This is a genomic window from Rhizobium sp. BK049 (genome assembly GCF_014193135.1).
Taxonomy (GTDB): Bacteria; Pseudomonadota; Alphaproteobacteria; order Rhizobiales; family Rhizobiaceae; genus Rhizobium.
Genome location: NZ_JACHYV010000004.1, coordinates 190,601 through 209,944 on the forward strand (window position 1 = coordinate 190,601; position 19,344 = coordinate 209,944).

At 61.4% G+C, this 19,344-nt stretch carries 16 protein-coding genes; 13 read left to right on the forward strand and 3 right to left on the reverse strand.

Going from position 1 to position 19,344, the window contains the following annotated elements:
* Positions 1-63: 63 nt before the first annotated feature.
* Entirely contained in the window at positions 64-753 is a 690-nt protein-coding gene (locus tag FHT70_RS06125; RefSeq protein WP_183699565.1) for a glutathione S-transferase family protein, read from the reverse strand.
* Between the two features lie 137 nt (positions 754-890).
* On the opposite strand from FHT70_RS06125, the gene FHT70_RS06130 reads away from it, so the two are divergent.
* From FHT70_RS06130 to FHT70_RS06155, 6 genes are all read left to right on the forward strand, one after another.
* Entirely contained in the window at positions 891-1,400 is a 510-nt protein-coding gene (locus FHT70_RS06130; protein ID WP_183699567.1) for a DinB family protein, read from the forward strand.
* Between the two features lie 144 nt (positions 1,401-1,544).
* The gene (locus FHT70_RS06135) at positions 1,545-2,594 is read left to right on the forward strand and encodes a GGDEF domain-containing protein (RefSeq protein WP_183699569.1); all 1,050 of its coding nucleotides are present in this window, start codon (positions 1,545-1,547) and stop codon (positions 2,592-2,594) included.
* Between the two features lie 129 nt (positions 2,595-2,723).
* The gene (locus FHT70_RS06140; protein WP_183699571.1) at positions 2,724-4,607 is read left to right on the forward strand and encodes an ABC-F family ATP-binding cassette domain-containing protein; all 1,884 of its coding nucleotides are present in this window, start codon (positions 2,724-2,726) and stop codon (positions 4,605-4,607) included.
* Between the two features lie 128 nt (positions 4,608-4,735).
* The gene (locus FHT70_RS06145) at positions 4,736-5,587 is read left to right on the forward strand and encodes a polysaccharide deacetylase family protein (protein WP_183699573.1); all 852 of its coding nucleotides are present in this window, start codon (positions 4,736-4,738) and stop codon (positions 5,585-5,587) included.
* A 67-nt stretch (positions 5,588-5,654) separates the two neighbouring features.
* A complete protein-coding gene (locus tag FHT70_RS06150; RefSeq protein WP_183699575.1) occupies positions 5,655-7,697 on the forward strand; it encodes a prolyl oligopeptidase family serine peptidase in 2,043 nt (680 codons plus the stop codon).
* A gap of 98 nt (positions 7,698-7,795) precedes the next feature.
* Positions 7,796-8,722: a Gfo/Idh/MocA family oxidoreductase gene (locus FHT70_RS06155; RefSeq protein ID WP_183699577.1), complete on the forward strand. Its 927-nt coding sequence runs from the start codon at positions 7,796-7,798 to the stop codon at positions 8,720-8,722.
* A 45-nt stretch (positions 8,723-8,767) separates the two neighbouring features.
* On the opposite strand, the gene FHT70_RS06160 is transcribed toward FHT70_RS06155, so the two are convergent.
* Together FHT70_RS06160 and FHT70_RS06165 are read right to left on the reverse strand one after the other, a co-directional pair.
* Positions 8,768-9,217, reverse strand: a complete 450-nt coding sequence (locus tag FHT70_RS06160) for a DNA polymerase III subunit chi (protein WP_097598468.1) — start codon at positions 9,215-9,217, stop codon at positions 8,768-8,770.
* Positions 9,214-10,707 (reverse strand): leucyl aminopeptidase, encoded by a 1,494-nt coding sequence (locus tag FHT70_RS06165; protein ID WP_097598469.1) that lies wholly within the window; start codon positions 10,705-10,707, stop codon positions 9,214-9,216. The genes FHT70_RS06160 and FHT70_RS06165 overlap by 4 nt, the downstream gene beginning before the upstream one ends.
* Positions 10,708-10,850: 143 nt before the next feature.
* Between FHT70_RS06165 and lpxF the strand changes: the two genes are divergently transcribed.
* The 7 genes from lpxF to rsmA all read left to right on the forward strand — a co-directional run bounded on the left by lpxF (position 10,851) and on the right by rsmA (position 19,311).
* The gene (gene lpxF / locus FHT70_RS06170; protein WP_183699579.1) at positions 10,851-11,624 is read left to right on the forward strand and encodes a lipid A 4'-phosphatase; all 774 of its coding nucleotides are present in this window, start codon (positions 10,851-10,853) and stop codon (positions 11,622-11,624) included.
* A gap of 99 nt (positions 11,625-11,723) precedes the next feature.
* Positions 11,724-12,905: an LPS export ABC transporter permease LptF gene (lptF, locus tag FHT70_RS06175; protein WP_085777662.1), complete on the forward strand. Its 1,182-nt coding sequence runs from the start codon at positions 11,724-11,726 to the stop codon at positions 12,903-12,905.
* The gene (lptG, locus tag FHT70_RS06180) at positions 12,902-13,990 is read left to right on the forward strand and encodes an LPS export ABC transporter permease LptG (RefSeq protein WP_085777661.1); all 1,089 of its coding nucleotides are present in this window, start codon (positions 12,902-12,904) and stop codon (positions 13,988-13,990) included. The genes lptF and lptG overlap by 4 nt, the downstream gene beginning before the upstream one ends.
* On the forward strand, positions 13,990-16,320 hold the full coding sequence (locus tag FHT70_RS06185) for an LPS-assembly protein LptD (protein WP_183699581.1): 2,331 nt from the start codon (positions 13,990-13,992) through the stop codon (positions 16,318-16,320). The genes lptG and FHT70_RS06185 overlap by 1 nt, the downstream gene beginning before the upstream one ends.
* A 184-nt stretch (positions 16,321-16,504) precedes the next feature.
* Complete coding sequence (locus FHT70_RS06190) at positions 16,505-17,449, forward strand: peptidylprolyl isomerase (RefSeq protein ID WP_183699583.1); 945 nt, start codon at positions 16,505-16,507, stop codon at positions 17,447-17,449.
* A 6-nt stretch (positions 17,450-17,455) separates the two neighbouring features.
* Positions 17,456-18,484 carry a 4-hydroxythreonine-4-phosphate dehydrogenase PdxA gene (gene pdxA, locus FHT70_RS06195; protein ID WP_183699585.1) on the forward strand — a complete coding sequence of 343 codons (1,029 nt, stop codon included), beginning with the start codon at positions 17,456-17,458 and terminating at the stop codon, positions 18,482-18,484.
* A complete protein-coding gene (gene rsmA / locus FHT70_RS06200) occupies positions 18,484-19,311 on the forward strand; it encodes a 16S rRNA (adenine(1518)-N(6)/adenine(1519)-N(6))-dimethyltransferase RsmA (protein WP_183699587.1) in 828 nt (275 codons plus the stop codon). Before pdxA ends, rsmA begins: the two co-directional genes overlap by 1 nt.
* Positions 19,312-19,344 lie beyond the last annotated feature (33 nt).

Consider the following 19,344-nt stretch of genomic DNA (forward strand, 5'->3'; position numbering starts at 1 on the left):
CTCGGGAAAAGTGGGCGGTCTTTACCCGCCCCAACGGCCGAAAACAAGAGGCTGGCGGCAATTTCACGCCGCTGTCACAGTCCTGCCGCGGCTTTCGTGGAGATCGAGGCAGCGTTCGAACCAGGCCATGACGGGATCGTCGGCGGCAAGCATGGTCAGTCCTGCGGACACCCGCAGCCATTGCAGCGCGCCGAAGACGATATAATCGGCAAAGAGCGGCGATTGCCCGCCGATGAAGGGCTGAAACTTCAGCATGTGACGGAGCGGCTCCAGCTTGGCGCCGAAGGCAGCCTTCTCCGGCTCGCTGTCGGCGGCAAAGACTTCCAGCGGCTTGCCGAGCCTGACCTCGCGGCTCTGACGAAAGTAGGCCTTGTCGCCTTCGTCGAGGATCGCGTGGATATCGAGAAGGGCGATCCGCATGATCGCCGGGTGGATGATCATCTGCGAATAGCCCTCAACCATGCGCGACAGCGCCTTGCCGCCCTCGCCATTGAACAGCGACGGCCGCTCCGGATATGCCTCTTCGAGATAGAGGGCGATAGCAAAACTGTCCGAGATCAGCCGGCCATCATCGTCGAGCACGGGCAGGGTCGATGATACGCCGCCGCCGATGTCGCGGATGCGGGCGTAGGTCGTCGGGATCTCCTTGAAATCGAGCCCCTTATGCGCGAGCGCCATCACCGCCTTCCAGCAATGGGGCGAAAAGAAGCGCCGTTCGTCGGCGCCGCAGAGGGAATAGAGGGCTCTAGTCATGACAATCCTTTCGAGGTCTGATCTGCCTGCATTCGACGACAGAAAGCGAACGCGATCAAATCAGGAAATTTCATGGCGCCATCACTCGGATTTCTCGGGAAAGCGGCTAGACTGCGCCAACAACGCCAGGGGACCATATGCTTAGACATTTCAGGATGCTCGCGGCCTATAACCGCTGGGCCAATGCCCAAGTCTATATGGCTGCGGCCGAACTGAGCGAGGCGGAGTTCCGCAGCGACAGCGGCGCGTTTTTCGGCTCGCTGCATGGCACGCTCAATCACCTGCTCGTCGCCGACCGCATATGGATGAAGCGCTTCACCGGCATCGGCGAAGCGCCGGTGACCCTCGATGCCGTGCTTTTCGAAGAGCTGGACGCGCTTGCAGCCGCGCGCAAGGCGGAGGACGAGCGCATCATTGCCTGGACGGGTAGTCTCGATGAGGCGAGCCTCGCCGGCGACTTCACGTATGTCCCGGTGACGCAGCCGATCCAGATCACTCAGCCGCTGTCGAGCGCGCTCGCGCATCTCTTCAATCACCAGACGCATCACCGCGGCCAGTGCCACATGACGCTGACGGCACTGGGCAAACCTAGCCTCGGGCTGGACCTTATTTATTTTCTGCGCAGCGAAGGCCGCGAGTGGCTGTGAGGCAACGGCTTCATCAAGACTGAATTAACCGCCTTCGCCGGTTCCCATCGCCAATCCGGCGCTTCCCTTCGCAAGTTCAGCTTCTTTTAAAAGCTTGAGAGCATAGCGGAAGTGACAAATGAGGCCGGGGCGCGAGGGATCGTCATGCAGAATGCAAGCACAAACGCACTGGTGGCGCGCGAGGCTGTACGCCCAGGGCCAATGACGGATATCCAAAAGATCGCGCATCACATGGCGCGGCTCAACGTTGCCGCGCTGCCGCGCAACTACGAACTCTTTCATGAGGCCATCATCGGCCACAATCCTGGTCTTGCGCAGGATATCGCCGCGCTCGGACCGCAGCCGCAACAGGCGATGCTCGACGAACTCGGACTGAAATACCGGCTTGTCGGCCATTGCGGACTGGCGGGCGAGACGTCGCGCAACGAGGCCAGCCTAACGCTGCGCGCGGTGGCGGAAAGGCTTGCCGAAGGATTGCGGCACAGAGACGCCTTTGCCCGCGCCTGCGGCATGATCCTGAGATCTGTCGACGCTCATGAGGACCAGAGCCTTGCCGCCTTCATCGGCGAGGTCGATTACCTCTCCGCCTCGCTTGCAACTGTAATGTTGGCGGAGATGGAAATCAGCGCCAGACTGCAGGACGACATCAACAAGCTGGACACGCTGGAGCGCGGCATTTCGGCGATGCAATCGGCCACCGTCGCCGACAAGATCACCGGCCTTGCGAACCGCATCGCGCTGAACCGGCAGATTACCGAACTCTACGAACGTGAAGAGGGGGCCGCCGGCAGCGCGCTGATCATGGTCGATATCGACGATTTCACCGAGATCAACGACAGATACGGCACTCAGGCAGGCAACAAGCTCTTGAAGAAGCTTGCCGCCCTGTTTCGGAAATCGGTGAAGAAGAACGACTTCGTCGCGCGCACAGAGGCCGACGAATTCGCCTTGCTGTTTGCCAATGTCGGCATGCAGGATGCGATTGCTATCGCCGAGCGCCTGCGCGCCTCGGTCGAAGAAAATCTCGTCTTCGCCACCTCAGACAAGGATGACAGCGGCAGGCTGACCATCTCGGTCGGCGTGGCGCTCAGCGCCGATGCGGCGACACCGGGACATCTCCAGGCCAACGCCCGGGTCGCGCTGCTTGCCGCGAAATCGAACCGCCGCCTGCCGGTGCAAGCTTTCGGCCGCTGAGGCGTATGACCGCTGTCGGTGCGGCGAGCAAGTTCGCGGCCGGACGAGCAAGCTCGCCGCCGAACGAGCGAGCTCGCCGGGGGATAAGCGGTCTTGCCTTGCCGGGCGGTTTCGGCCAAAAAGCCGGCCATGATCACAATTACCGACATTTCCGCCCGCATCGCCGGACGCCTGCTTCTCGATAATGCCAGCGTTTCGCTGCCTTCAGGCACGAAAGCGGGGCTGGTCGGGCGCAATGGCGCCGGCAAATCCACGCTGTTTCGCGTCATCACTGGCGAGCTCGGCTCGGAGACCGGCTCGGTGTCGATTCCGAAGGCGGCGCGTATCGGTCAGGTGGCCCAGGAAGCGCCGGGAACCGAGGATTCCCTGATCGAGATCGTGCTTGCCGCTGACAAGGAACGCGCGGCCCTGCTTGCCGAAGCAGAAACGGCAAGCGACCCGCACCGCATCGCCGAAATCCAGATGCGCCTCATCGATATCGATGCCCATTCGGCCGAGGCGCGGGCTGCGAGCATCCTCGCCGGCCTCGGCTTCGACCAGGCGGCGCAAGCCCGCCCCGCCTCCTCCTTCTCCGGCGGCTGGCGCATGCGCGTAGCGCTCGCCGCCGTGCTGTTTGCCGAGCCGGACCTGCTTCTGCTCGACGAGCCGACCAACTACCTCGACCTCGAAGGCACGATGTGGCTGGAGGACTATATCCGCCGCTATCCGCACACGGTCATCATTATCAGCCACGACCGCGATCTCCTGAACAATGCGGTCAATTCCATTGTCCATCTCGACCAGAAGAAGCTCACCTTCTACCGCGGCAATTATGACCAGTTCGAGCGGCAGAAGGCGGAAGCCGACGAGCTGCAGACGAAGGCCAAGGCGAAGAACGAGGCAGCGCGCAAACATCTGCAGAGCTTCATCGATCGCTTCAAGGCCAAGGCTTCCAAGGCCCGGCAGGCGCAATCGCGCGTCAAGGCGCTCGAGCGGATGGGGACGGTCGCAGCCGTCATCGAGGATCATGTGCAGCCGATCACCTTCCCCGAGCCGGAGAAGCAGCCGGCCTCGCCGATCGTCGCAATCCAGGGCGGCGCCGTCGGCTACGAGCCCGGCAAGCCCATCCTGAAGAACCTCAACCTGCGCATTGACAATGACGATCGCATCGCCCTGCTCGGTTCGAACGGCAACGGCAAGTCGACCTTCGCCAAATTCATCTCAGGGCGACTGTCGCCGGAGAGTGGCGAAGTGAAGCTCGCGCCGAGCCTGAAGATCGGCTTTTTCGCCCAGCATCAGCTCGACGATCTGATCCCCGAGCAGTCGGCGGTGGAACATGTGCGCCGGCTGATGCCAGCCGAACCGGAGGCCAAGGTGCGCGCCCGCGTTGCGCAGATGGGGCTTGCGACCGAAAAGATGGCTACCGCCGCCAAGGATCTTTCCGGCGGCGAGAAGGCACGCCTGCTGATGGGGCTCGCCGCCTTCCATGCGCCGAACCTGCTGATCCTCGACGAGCCGACCAACCATCTCGACATCGACAGCCGCCGTGCTCTGATCGAGGCGCTGAACGATTACAACGGCGCCGTGATCCTGATCTCGCACGACCGCCACCTCATCGAGGCGACCGTCGACCGGCTGTGGCTGGTCAACGGCGGCACTGTCACCACCTTCGAAGGCGATATGGACGAGTATCGCGACCTCATTGTCAGTTCCGGTAAAAGGAAGGAAGACAGGCCGCAGACCAGCGACGATACGACTTCGAAGGCCGACCAGCGCAAGCTCAACGCGGAAAAGCGCGCCTCGCTGACGCCGCTGAAAAAAAAGATCAGCGAAATCGAATCCTTGACGGCGAAGCTGGAGAAACAGATTCAGGCTCTTGATGCGGAGCTTGCGGATCCGACTCTTTATGAGAAGACGCCCGCCAAAGCCGCCGAAAAGGCAAAACAGCGCGGCGAGGCCGCGGCAAAACTCACTGCTGCCGAGGAAGAGTGGCTGATGCTGTCGTCCGAATATGAAGAGGCAATGGCAGGATAGCCACAGTCTTTTAGGAAACGCCGCGGACTGCCACGCGTTAACGAGAACTCCTGCCGATCTCAACCGATCGTTAACCATAATTCGAAAGGTTGTCTCAACATTCATTACTGATTTGTTGAGCCCTTTCCATGCATCGATTTTTCGTTCTTTCCTGGGTCGCCCTTGCGGCCGCCCTCTCCGCCTGCAGCACGACCAGACAAGCTCCCGACACCTCGATCAAAACCGCCTCCGTAGTTGCGCCCGAGGGGCGGACGCCTTCCGGCAATCCGGCCAAGGATGATGATGCAACGCCGCTCTTTGTCGGCCCGCATCACCTTTCCGGGAGGACGCTGGAGGTCTCTTCGCTTGCCGATTTCAAGCTCAACGACAGGGAAGTGATCCTGAGCTTCGACGATGGCCCGATCCCCGGCCGGACGGACAAAGTGCTGGCGATTCTCGACCAGTTCGGCGTCAAGGGCGCCTTCATGATGGTCGGCGAGATGGCCGAGATGCATCCGGCGCTGGCGCGCAAGGTGGCAATGGAGGGCAATGCGGTCGGCAGTCACACCTACGACCATGCCAACTTGACCTCGCTGAGCTTCGATGCGGCAATGGACGAGGTGCTCAAGGGCGAGCTGGCGGTGACCAAGGCGACGGGAACAGACGTCTCCTTCTTCCGCTTCCCCTATCTCGCCGAGAGCCAGAGGCTGCGCGCCGCTATCGCCATGCGCGACATGGTCGTCATGGATGTCGACATCGACAGCAAGGACTATTTCACCAGCACACCCCTGTCCGTGACGCAACGGACGATGAACCTGCTGCACAAGCGCGGCCGCGGCATCGTTCTGATGCACGACATCCACAAGCGCACCGCGAGGATGTTGCCGACCCTGCTTTCGAAACTCGAAGCCGAAGGATACAAAGTCGTGACGCTGAAGTTCAAGAAGCCGCAAGTACCGAACGACCTCGTCGCCTCGGCCGATGTGGTGATGACCCGTTAACGCGCCTTGCCAAGGCGGAGCCGGCTGCCTAGATCTGGGCGACGTCAATGCAAGCGGCAGCTCAGATATGAACCTTCATCTCGAAACGGACGAAGATCCGCGGACCCGCCAGTTCATCGCTGAACACAATGCGCTCTCCGGCGCGGCATTGAGAACGCAGCAATTTGGCGAAGATCGCGACGCGATCAAAGCGCTTATCGAGCGGCAGGACAGGCTGATCGTGCCGATGCGCCGCGGGGGCTGGCTCTTCGATTTCCGGCAGAGCAAGGACAATCCGCTCGGCGTCTGGCTCCGCCTGCCGGCGGACCAGGCTCCCCTGCCCGATGCAGCCTGGGAGCCGGTCTTCGATCTCGACGCCTTCTGCGCCGGCGAAGGCAAGCGCTGGAACTGGCGCGGCGCCGTCACCTGCCCGTGGGAACCGACCCGCGTCCTGCTCATGCTTTCAGACGGCGGTTCCGACCTCATCCGCCTGCTCGAATTCGACGCCGAACGCAAACAGTTCGTGACGGGCGGTTTCGACACGCCCGCCGCGCGGTCGCATGCCACGTGGCTCAGCCGCGACGAGATCTGTTACTTCGGTTCGATCGACCGATTTTCGGCGACCCGCTCGGGATGGCCGCGCGTCGGGCGGCGGTTGAAGCGCGGGCAGCGGCCGGAAGAAGCCGCTATCATGTTCGAAGCCGCTGATGAGGATGTCTATGGCTTCAATCTCGTCATCGACCCTGCCCTATCGGGCGGTTCGACAGATACCGGGCTGATCGACATTTTCGTCGCCAGCCATGAAATCGGCGTGGCCAGCGCTTTCCTCATTGCCGATGATGGCGCGCAACGGCGCATCGATCTGCCCGAGGAAGCCGATTTTCAGTTCAATCATAATCATTGCCTCTGGCGGGCTAAGACGGAGGAGCGCGTTGCGACCGGCAGCCTGGTGCTCCAACGCTTCGACCCCAGTTCGGAGACGATGCTGCTGGGGCCGGAGCGAATCCTGTTTCAGCCCGACGAAGGTCAGTCCGTCGCGCAGATGATGCTGATGCGCGAATGGTGCGTGTTCATCGTTTCCGACCGGCTGCGCCCACGTCTTATGGTGCTCGACCTGACAAAGGTAAATGCCGAACAGCGGGAAATCGTACTGCCGGCGGAGATGCAGACGGCTTATGTCAGGCCCCTCTATGCGGATCTACATCATGGCGACGACACACTCCACATCGTCGGCCAGGGTTTCCTGCAGCCGCCGACCTGTTACCGTCTCGAACTCTCCGATCGCAGCAGAGAGCCCGAGCCGATCTTCACAGCGACGGCGCCGAGCTATTTCGATGCGACTGATATGTCGTCGGAACTGCTGGAGGCTGTGTCCGAGGACGGAACCAGGGTCGCCTACCGGCTGGTGCTGCCGCGGCAGTGGACCAATGGCGCACTGCCGGTGCTGATCTACGGCTATGGCGGGTTCGACGTCTCGCTGTCGCCGAATTACTCCGGCGTAACCGGCCGCTGGCTAGAGCAAGGTGGCGCCTATGTGCAGGCCTATATCCGCGGCGGCGGTGAATTCGGGCCTGACTGGTATCGCAGCGCCAAACGGCAGGGGCGAGACCGGGCCTTTGCCGATTTCGTCGCCATCGCCCGCGATCTCGTCGCTCGCGGTTACACCGTACCATCCCGGATTGCCTGCCAGGGCGGCAGCAATGGCGGCCTGCTGACGGGCGTGATGCTGACGCGCTACCCGCATGACTTCGGCGCGGTCTGGTGCCAGGTGCCGGTGCTCGACATGACACGCTTCCACCTGTTCAGCGCCGGCCAGGCGTGGATGGATGAATATGGCGATCCGGATACGCCGGCGGACAGGGAATTCATGCTCGGCTATTCGCCGCTTCACAATATCCGGCCGGCTAGCGAGGTCACTTATCCGCCGATCTATATTGAAAGCTCCAGCAATGACGATCGCGTGCATCCCTCGCACGCACGCCGTTTTGCTGCGCGGCTTGAGGAAGCAGGACATCAACTGCTCTTCCACGAATTCGGCTTAGGCGGGCATGGCGGCGACGGCAGTTCCGAGGAGCGCGCCGCCCGCGCGGCGATGGGTTACAGCTTCCTTCGCGAGACCATCATGCGATAGGATAGAAAGGAATGCAGGAGCAGAGCTTGTCGGCGCTCTTCTTTCTGCTACAACACGCTCAATTAATCATACTTTTCATACAGGCACGAGCGAAACACATGTCCCCTATCAACCTCGCCATCGTCGGCGTCGGCAAGATCGTCCGCGACCAGCACCTCCCTTCCATCGCCAAGAACCCGGACTTCAAGCTCGTCGCCACGGCAAGCCGTCACGGCACAGTCGAAGGCATCAACAGCTACACCACGATCGACGCGATGCTCGACGCCGAGCCTTCGATCGATGCCGTCTCGCTCTGCATGCCGCCGCAATACCGCTATGAAGCCGCCTACAAGGCGCTCGTTGCCGGCAAGCATGTCTTCCTGGAAAAGCCGCCGGGTGCAACGCTGAGCGAAGTGGCCGACCTCGAGGCGCTGGCGAACAAGCAGGGTGCGTCGCTGTTTGCCAGCTGGCATTCGCGTTATGCGCCGGCCGTCGAAGCCACCAAGGCCTTTCTTGCTTCGACGACGATCAAAAGCGTGCATGTGATCTGGAAAGAGGATGTCCGCCACTGGCATCCGAACCAGGACTGGATCTGGCAGGCCGGCGGCCTCGGCGTTTTCGATCCCGGCATCAATGCGCTGTCGATCGTCACCCATATCCTGCCGCGGCAGGTCTTCATCACCGGGGCTGTGCTGGAATTCCCAGAAAATCGTGATGCGCCGATCGCCGCCGACATTCACTTCCGCGATGCAGACGGCCTGCCGGTTCATGCCGAATTCGACTGGCGCCAGACCGGCAAGCAGAGCTGGGACATCATTGCGGAAACGGCAGCCGGCCAGATGGTCCTCTCCGAGGGCGGCGCCAAGCTTTCCATCGACGGCACGCTGACATTCGCCGAACCGGAACAGGAATATCCTTCGCTCTATCGCCGCTTCGCTGAGATCATCAAGGCGGGCAAATCGGATGTCGATCTGGCACCCCTGCGCCACGTCGCCGATGCTTTCATGCTCGGCAAGCGGAAATTCGTCGAGGCGTTCCACGACTGAGCCATTTGAGGTCCTTGCCTGTCGGCTCCGACGGCAAGGACCCGCTCAAGCCTTCTTCTCCCACCGCCCTTCCGGTGTCTGCTGCCAATAGGTGAGGTTATGCCCCTCGCCTTTCAGCTTCTTCCATTGCGCGCGGGCAGTTTCCAACTGCTCCTGATCGTGACCGTCGAACATGAAGACGACGCGCTCATAGGCATCGGCCGGCGGCGGCTCGGCACCGTCGACAATGAAACGAACCGTCGCCGCATTGGCATTGTCCGGTGTCACCGTCAAAAGCACCGGCTGGCTTTCGGCAAAATCGCCGTCGTCGGTCCCATGCGGCAGGAAACTCTCCTCCCGGAACGTCCAAAGATGCGCATCGAGTGCATCGCGCCGCGCCGCCTCGCGCGTCTGGACGACGACGCGCCAGCCGCGCTCGACACTTTTGTCGAGGAGCGGTGGAAGCGCGTCTTCCAGCCTGGTTTCGGTCAGATGATAGAAGAGAACGTCGGTCATCGGGATTCATGATGCGCGCGAACGAGCTCGTCGAGCAGGCGCACGCCGAAACCGGAACCCCAGGACTGGTTGATCTCATCCTGCGGCGATCCCATCGCCGTGCCGGCGATATCGAGATGCGCCCAAGGCGTCTCCTGGACGAAGCGTTTGAGGAAATGCGCCGCGGTGATCGAGCCGGCCTGGCGGCCGCCGGTGTTCTTCATGTCGGCGAATTTGCTGTCGATCAGCTTGTCATAATCCTTGCCGAGCGGCAGGCGCCAGAGTTTCTCGTTTGTGGAAAGGCCGGCCGCCGTCAGCTGTGCCGAAAGCTCGTCGTCATTGGAGAACAGGCCGGCGTGCACGTTGCCAAGCGCCACCACGATTGCACCGGTCAGGGTGGCCAGATTGATCATGAACTGTGGCTTGAAGCGATCATTGCAATACCAGAGCGCATCGCAGAGCACGAGGCGGCCTTCGGCATCGGTGTTGATCACCTCGATCGTCTGGCCGGACATGGAGGTGACGATGTCGCCCGGGCGCTGGGCGTTGCCATCGGGCATGTTCTCGACCAGGCCGATAATGCCGACCGCGTTGACGGCGGCTTTGCGGGCGGCGAGCACGTGCATCAGGCCGGTCACGGCGGCGGCACCGCCCATATCCCCCTTCATATCCTCCATGCCGGCGGCCGGCTTGATCGAAATGCCGCCGGTATCGAAAACGACGCCCTTGCCGATGAAGGCGACCGGACGGTCCTTGCTCTTGCCGCCCTTCCACTGCATGACCGCCAGACGCGGCGGACGCACGGAGCCCTGCGCAACGCCGAGCAATGCACCCATGCCGAGACGGCGCATTTCCTTCTCTGTTAGGATCTCCACCTCGACGCCCAGCTTTTCCAGTTCCTTCGCCTTGGCGGCGAACTCGACAGGTCCAAGCGCGTTCGGCGGTTCGTTGACAAGGTCACGGGCGAGATTGACACCGCCTGCGATCGCTTCGGAATCGGAAAACGCCTTCCTGGCGCCGGTCGCATCGGCGGTGACGATCGTCACCTTAACGGATTTTGCCGGCTTTTCCTCGTCATCATTCTTCTTTGTCTTATAGGCATCGAAGCTGTAGGCGCGCAGCAGCATGCCGAGCGCGAAATCAGCGGCGGCGCGCGCGTTCGTCTCAAGGCCGGGCACGTCGATGAAGATGGCGGCCTTGTCGGTATTCTTGATTTTCGACGCCGCGGCGCCGCCGGCTTTCAGCCAGTCGTGAGCGGTGAGTTCGCTGGCCTTGCCAAGCCCGACGACAACGATACGCTCGACGGGGGCTCCTTCCGGGGCGACAATATCAAGCGCGGCCATTGATTTAGCGGAGAATCGAGCGATCTTGGCAGCCTTGGCGATCACGCCTGCCGGATCAGCCGTTTCGGTGCCTGCGGCGCTGTCGGCCTCCGCAGTTTTCAGCAGGATCGCGAGCCCGCCATTGAGCTTTGCCGACTTCGAGAATGAAATTTCGAACTTTGCTGACATGTCTTCTCCGCTGGGATTCTTGAAATCCGTCCCTGGCGGATAATTTCGCGTTTGGCGGGTCTGTCAATGGCTCGCGACTATTGTTATGGTCGCCCGCGGCCGTCCAGGCCCTGGTGTTTTCGTCAGTTTCGTAGATATTCGCGTTGACAGTTTTTTCGAAAAATCGATGGCAGGGCCCTGTGATCCGCCTGCCGAAAACGACTTTCGGTGCATTCCTGTTTCTGTTCTGGGCGTGGTGGGCGCTGCTTGCGCTCTTTCGCGCCTTCCCTGGAATAGACGTTTATTTTTCCCAGCTTTTTTTTGTGGGCGCAGATTGTGACGCGACTGCCGCTGCCGGGAGCATCTGCGGCGGCTTTCCCTATCGCGACTCGGGGATTTTCGACCTGCTGCGAACCATCTTCTTCCGCCTGCCCTACGTCGTGGCGATCGTCATGGCGTGGAAGCTGATCGAATGCTACCAGCAGCACGGCGCGACCTTCAACGCCGAGCGGGCGCGTAAGCTCAAGGTCGCGCTCGGAACGCTGCTGATCGGGCCGGTGCTGCTAGTCAATGTTATCCTGAAGGAACATTGGGGCCGGCCGCGGCCGGTGCAGACGGATATTTTCGGTGGGAGCCTGCATTTCGTCGAGGCCGGCTCGCTGGCCGGCAAATGCGTCTCGAACTGCTCCTTTGTCTCCGGCGAGGCGGCGAGCGCTGGATGGCTGTTCTGCCTTCTGCTCTTCGTCCCGAAATCGCTGCGTTATGCTCTGGTGCCGCCGGTCGCCGCGATCTCAATCCTGACGCCGGCCATGCGGCTGTCCTTCGGCGCGCATTATCTCTCCGACGTGACGCTCGGATGGCTGTCCTCGCTTGTCGTCTTCGCGGCACTGCTGGCGTTAACTGAGTCGCAACAGGGCCAAAAAAATTCTGAAAATTGAATGAATTTTTGACACCTGCTTGTCGCAAAAGCGCGACAAAGAGCGTAGAGGGATTCTCCTGCAAGCCGTTTGGGCGTGCAGGTGCTTTCAAGGGCCGGCATGAAACTACTCGAGACATACATATTGCGGCGCGTCGGCCAGATGTTTCTCGTGGCGCTCCTGCCCGTGTTGGCGATCATCTGGACGACACAGGTCCTGCAGCGCATCAATCTCGTCACCGACAGCGGCCAGTCGATCGGCTCGTTCGCCAAGCTGGCGACGATGATCCTGCCATCGATCATTCCCGTGGTGCTGCCCTTCGCTCTCGTCATCGCCATCACCCAGACGCTGACGACGATGAACAACGATTCCGAGCTGACCGTCATCGACGCGGCCGGGGCACGGCGAACCATTCTGGTCCGGCCGATCTTGCTGCTTGCCGCCGTCATCAGCGTCTTTTCCTTTTTCGTCGACAACATCGTCGAGCCACGGGCAAAGACGGTGGCGCGTCAGATGATCGCCGAAACCTACGCCGATCTCCTCTCCTCGGTTATCGAAGAAAAGACCTTCCGCAAGCTCGACGAAGGTCTCTATGTGCAGATTTCACAACGCCTGGCGGGGCGGATGCTGAAGGGCCTATTCGTCGCCGACGAGCGGGACCCGGCCTACGAGCTCATCTATTACGCCAAGGAGGGCGCCGTCGACGATACCGGCACGACGCTGATCATGCACGACGGCGAGGTGCATCGCAAAACGCCCGACGGCAACGTCTCGGTCATCAATTTCGATTCCTATTCCTTCGACCTCTCCGACATGACGGAGAGCCGCGGTCAGGCGACGCTGAAAGCCAGCGACCGTGACCTGTGGTTCCTGTTCAATCCGGATCCGAACGACAAGGACTATACGATCCGCCCCCAGAGCTACCGCGCCGAATTGCATCGACGGCTGACGGACTGGATCCTGCCCGTCGTCTTTGCATTGTTCTCACTGGCGATCGCCGGCGACGCGCGCTCGCACCGGGAGGCTCGGCTGCATCCGATGGTGAGCGCGCTCGGCTATGCTTTCGCGCTACGATGGGCTGCTTTCTACGCGGCAAACCAAATCGACACCGATCCGGAATATATCGCGGTTCTCTACGCCATCCCGATCGTCAGCAGCATCATCTCGATCATCTTCCTCGGCCTGCACAAGCGACTGGTCATGCCTTCGTTCGTCTGGGACCGGATATCGGTTTCCTGGAGACGCATGCAGGAAAGACTGCTTACCGCGACCAGCAGGTCCGGCGGGGGCGCGGCCCAATGATGTTCGGGACATTGTCGCGTTATTTCTTTCGCCGTTATCTGGCGACGACCTGCTGGTTTCTGATCGGCGTATCGGCGATCGCCTTCCTGCTTGATTTCAGCGAGACGGCTGGGCGCATGTCCGGCCTGCCCGGCTACACGATCGGCGGCGGCATCGTGATGACCGCCGTGCGCCTGCCGCTCATCCTGCAGCAGACAATCCCCTTCGTCGCCCTCTTCGTCGGCATGACGGTGCTGATCGGGCTCAATCGGAAATATGAGCTCGTGGTCACGCGCGCGGCCGGCATCTCGGTCTGGCAATTCATGTTTCCGTTCATCGCCGGCTCAATTGCACTCGGCGTGCTGACGATGACGGCGCTCAACCCGCTTGCCGCCTGGGGACAGCGCCAGGCGCTGCTGGTCGAGTCCGACTGGCGTGGCGAAAACGCGGTTCTGCGCAAGGCGCCGCAGATTCCGTGGCTGCGCCAGATCAGCGGCCGCGACGATGTCATCATAGGCGCCCAGACGGTCCAGGAGAACGGAACCAAGCTGATCGACGCCGTATTGATCCATTTCGATTCAAGCGGCCGAGTCATTCTGAGACAGGATGCCGCCACGGCAAAGTTGGAAGATGGTTACTGGCAGCTTAACGGCGTCGTCGAGCGCAAGCCTGGCGAAATCCCACTGCGCAAAGCTTCGGTCCAACTTCGCACCAATCTGAAACAGGATTTCGTTCAGGAGCGGCTGACAGCGCCGGAAACAATTGGTTTCTTTGACCTTTCCAATCGCATTGCGGCGGCCAAATCCTTCGGCATCTCGACCAAGGCCTTGGAGACGCAATTCAACTCCCTGTTGTCTCAGCCTTTGCTGCTGGTGGCCATGACTCTCATTGCTGCAACAGTGTCCCTAAAATTTAGCCGGTTCAACCAATCCCGCTCCGTGATTCTGGGTGGAATCCTGTCAGGCTTCATGCTTTATGTCGTCACCGTGCTTGTTAAAGCATTCGGAAGCAGTGGAGTCGTGCCTCCCTTCGTGGCGACCTGGATACCGGTTGTCGTCGCGTTGGCCTTGGGCGCGACTATTTTGCTTCATCAGGAGGACGGCTAGTGGCGGTAGGCGACCGCAAGTATTTTAGTAAACAGTTGGTTGCCCTGCTTGTCGGTGCGGCTCTATGTTCCTATTTCGGCAGCGCCCCGGCCTCCTATGGCCAGGCCAACACGCCTGAACAAAATATCGAGAATAAGATTCCCGAAGGGGCCAAGCTTCTGCTTTCGGCCAATGAACTCGTCTATAACCGTGACGCCGAACTCGTGTCGGCGATCGGCGGCGTGCAGATCAACTATGGCGGCTACAAAATGGTCGCGCAGAAGGTCGAGTACAACCAGAAGACGGGCCGGATGATGGCGCTCGGCAATGTCGAGCTCGTCAGTCCGGACGGCAACCGCATCTATGCCGACAACCTAGACGTGACCGACAATTTCGCCGACGGGTTCCTGAACTCGCTGCGCATCGAAACTTCCGACAATACGCGTATCGTCGCCGAAAGCGGCGAGCGGGTCGGCGGCACGAAGATGATTCTCAACAAGGGCGTCTATACCGCCTGCCTTCCCTGCGCCGAAGATCCGAAGCGCGCACCGTTCTGGCAGGTCAAGGCCAAGCGCGTGATCCAGAATGGCGAAACCCATACGATCCGCCTGGAGCGGGCGCGCTTCGAGCTGCTTGGTTACCCGATTGCCTTCGTGCCGTTCATCGAGGTTCCCGACAATACGGTGAAGCGCAAGTCCGGCTTCCTGTTCCCGACGATGAGCCTGTCGCAGAACCTCGGCTTCGGCCTTTCCATTCCTTATTATTACGTGATCTCGCCGAGCATGGATGCGACGGTCACGGCGACCGGCTACACGGCCCAGGGCTTCCTGGTCGAAGGCGAATTTCGTCAGCGATTCGAAAACGGCACGCATATCCTGCGCGTCGCCGGCATCGACCAGGCAAAGCCGGACAATTTCAGCTCGGGCACCAGCGATGCCGAAGCCGAGCAGCGCGGCATGGTGGCGTCAAAGGCGGAGTTCCGCATCAATCCGCGCTGGACGTTCGGCTGGGACGTCATGGTGCAGAGCGACAACAATTTCTCGAAAACCTACAAGCTGCGCGGCTTGAGCAGCACCGATCGCACGAACCAGATCTACCTGACGGGGCTCGGGAAACGGAATTATTTCGACATGCGGGCGTTTTATTTCGACGTCCAGGATGCCGATCGGACGAACACGGCCGAAAAGCAGCAGGCCATCGTCTATCCCGCGCTTGATTATCACTATGTCGCGCCTCAGCCGCTTGCAGGCGGTGAACTTTCTGCGGACGTCAACCTGACGAATATTTCACGCACACACGACGACTTCTATACCGTCGACGGATTCGACCGGTTCCGTGGCCTGAAGGGCCAGACTTCGCGTCTGACGGCCGAACTTCAATGGAAACGCACCTATGTCACGCCGACCGGTCTGGTGATCACGCCGCTTCTGGCCGCGCGCGGCGACGCTTTCGCGTTGAACATGAACGACCCGACCGGTTACGCCGGCAATTATCTTGACGACGAATCCGCCACTCGCTCGATGTTCACCGCCGGGCTGGAGATGCGATATCCGATCCTGATGACGACTGATAACAGCACGCATATTCTGGAGCCGATCGTCCAGATCTATGCGCGCCCCGACGAGCAGCTCGCCGGCCGGCTGCCGAACGAGGATGCACAGAGTTTCGTTTTCGATGCCACCTCGCTCTTCGACCGCGATAAATTCTCTGGTTACGACCGCGTCGAAGGCGGCACCCGCGCCAATGTCGGCTTCCAGTATACCGGGACGTTCGACAGCGGTTACAAGCTGCACGGCATTTTCGGCCAGTCTTATCAGATCGCCGGCCAGAACTCGTTCGCGACGGATGACCTCGTCAATGTCGGCGCGGATTCTGGCCTCGAAACCGACCGCTCCGATTATGTCGGCCTCGGCGGCGTCGAAACGCCGTACGGTGTTTCCGTTGCGGCCTCCTACCGGCTCGACGAGAAGGATTTCGAGTTTCGCCGTGGCGACCTGACGACAGCCTACCAGAACGACACCTTCCAGACGCAGGTGACTTACACGCATCTCAGCGCCCAGCCGGCCTATGGCTTCGCCGAGGACAATGACGAGATCCAGACCAGCAGCAGGGTCAAATTCAAGGACTACTGGTCGATCTTCGGCGGCATCGCATGGGATCTCAACAATGATGTGATCAGCCGCCGGACCCTCGGGCTTTCCTATGAGGACGAATGCACGATCTTCACGATCGCCTATACGGATAGCAGGGATTCCGACGACGAGTCGGCAAGCGACTGGACGATCGGCGCGCGGCTGACGTTCCGTACGCTCGGCGACATCAAGATCGGCACAGACACCCTCTCCAATTAACGGGCGGACGGCGCAAACATGGCCTCAAGTCATTCTTTCGCCGTAAGCCTGTGCAGGACATTGCCGCCAGTCGATATCCGAGGCATAGGAGTTTCGCGCCGCGATGGAAGCGATTTCCGCGTGTCTCGCACTGTGGTAAGGACGCCGCGATCAAAGTCTCGCGGCGCTATTGGGAGGTCAACAGATGATTGACGCGAAAAAAGCCATAACCGCCTTTCTCGCCGGCGCAGCGATCGCTTTGCTGACGGGCCTTGCCGGCCCGGCGCTTGCGGCAAGCGGAGTCCAGGCCGTGGTGAACGGCACAGCCATCACCAGCGGCGACGTCGCCAAGCGTCAGGCCTTCCTGCGCCTGCAGCATACCAAGGCCGACGCCAAGACCGCCACGGAGCAATTGATCGACGAGACGCTCAAGCGCCAGGAGGTCGCCCGCGTCCATATGTCGGTTTCGCAGCAGGACGTCGATGCGTCTTTCGCACGCTTTTCGGCCGGCAACAAACTTTCCGTCGAACAGATGTCGCAGATCCTCGATCGCGCCGGCGTCGGCGTCGACCATTTCAAAGGCTTCATCGCCGTGCAGATGAGCTGGCCGCGCGTCGTCAATGCGCGCTACGGCTCGACCTCGCGGCTGTCGAATTATGATCTCGTCTCGCGCATGATGCAGAACAACAAGCAAAAGCCGGTGACGACGGAATATATGCTGCAGCAGATCATCTTCGTCATTCCTGAGGCCAAGCGCGGCGCCATCACCGGTAAGCGCAAGGGCGAGGCCGAGGCATCGCGCTCGAAATTCCCCGGCTGCGATCAGGCAAAGACCTTTGCCGCAACGATGCGCGATGTTTCCGTGCGCGATCTCGGCCGCATGCTTGCTCCCGAGATCCCGCCGGATTGGAAACCTCTGGTCGAGCAGGCCAAGGGCAACACGACAGGCACCCGCGTTACCGAGAAGGGCGTCGAATATCTGGCGATCTGCAGCCAGCGCCAGGTCTCCGACGACCAGGCCGCCGAAATGGTCTTCCGCCAGGAGGATCTCGACAAGTCCAAGGCCGGCAAGAGCGGCCCACCGGAAAACGAAAACAGCAAGAAATTCCTGGACGAACTGCGCAAGAAGGCGCAGATCGCCTATCGCTGACCGACGATGGCGATACCCTTCTCACGACCGCTTGCGTTGAGCCAGGGCGATCCCGCCGGCATCGGACCGGATATCACCCTGACGGCCTGGCTCCAGCGGCGTGAACTCGGGCTTCCGCCTTTTTTCCTGATCGGCGATCCGGATGTTTTGGCTCTACGGGCCCGCCAGCTCAATCTGGCGGTTTCCATACGTGAGATCGACAGGGCCGGCGAGGCCACCGGCATATTTGCCGATGCTCTGCCCGTCATGAGCGTGCCGGCCGGCATTGAGGTGGTGGCCGGCGAGCCGCATGCGGTAACGGCGAAGGGCACGATCGCGGCGATCGAGAAAGCAGTCTCGCTTGTCATCGGCGGCGAGGCACTCGCAGTCGTCACCAATCCGATCGCCAAGGGCGTGCTCTACGAGGCGGGTTTCCGGTTTCCCGGCCATACCGAATTTCTCGCCGACCTTGCCGCCAGGGCGACCGGCAGGCCGGTGACGCCGGTCATGATGTTGTCGGGACCGAAACTCCGGGCCATTCCAGTTACCATCCACATTCCTGTCCGCGATGTGCCGCAAGCACTGACCGGCGAACTGATCATCGAAACCTGCCGGATCGCCGATGCGGATCTCAGGCAGCGCTTCGGTATCGACGCGCCGCGCCTTGCCGTCGCCGGCCTCAACCCGCATGCTGGTGAAGGCGGAGCGATCGGCGCGGAGGATGAGGACATCATCCGCCCATCGATCGAGCAACTGCGTGACGAGGGTATCGACGCGATCGGCCCCCTGCCCGCCGATACGATGTTCCATGACGAGGCGCGGGCGCGATATGATGTCGCCATCTGCATGTACCACGACCAAGCGCTGATCCCCGCCAAGGCACTCGGTTTCGACGACAGCGTCAACGTGACCCTCGGACTTCCCTTCGTGCGAACCTCGCCGGACCACGGCACCGCTTTCGGCATTGCCGGCAAGGGACTGGCGCGCGAGCAGAGCCTGGTTGCGGCACTGAAGCTTGCCGCCCAGCTCGGCCGCACCGCCGAAGGCCGCCGCTGATGGCAGCACTCGATGGCCTGCCGCCGCTTCGCGACGTCATTCAGCGTCACGGCCTCGATGCGCGCAAGGCGCTCGGGCAGAACTTCCTGCTCGACCTCAACCTCACCCAGAAGGTCGCCCGCACCGCAGGCGCGCTCGAAGAGACCACCGTTTTCGAGGTCGGCCCCGGCCCCGGCGGGCTGACCCGGGCGATTCTGGCGCTCGGCGCCAAGAAGGTCATCGCCATCGAGCGGGACGCGCGCTGCCTGCCGGCGCTTGCCGAGATCGCCGACCACTATCCCGGCCGACTGGAGGTGATCGAAGGCGATGCGCTGAAGACGGATTTCGAAGCACTGGCGCCGGAAGGACCGGTCAAGATCATCGCCAACCTGCCCTACAATGTCGGTACGCAGCTGCTGGTCAACTGGCTGCTGCCAAGGGCCTGGCCGCCATTCTGGCAATCGCTCACGCTGATGTTCCAGAAGGAAGTCGGCGCCCGGATCGTTGCCGGCGAGGACGACGACCATTACGGCCGTCTCGGCGTGCTCTGTGGCTGGCGGACTGAGGCACGCATGGCCTTCGACGTGTCGCCGCAAGCCTTCACGCCGCCGCCGAAGGTGACTTCGACGGTAGTGCATCTTGTCCCGAGGGCAAATCCCATCCCCTGCGCCATCGCCAATCTGGAAAAAGTAACGCAGGCCGCCTTCGGCCAGCGCCGCAAGATGCTGCGCCAGAGCCTGAAGCCACTCGGCGGCGAAAGCCTGCTCATCAAGGCGGGAATCGATCCGGCGCGGCGGGCGGAGACCCTCTCAGTCGAAGAATTCTGCCTTCTCGCAAATAGCCTTTAGCGCCACATTTCCTTATGGAGGCACAGAGGACGC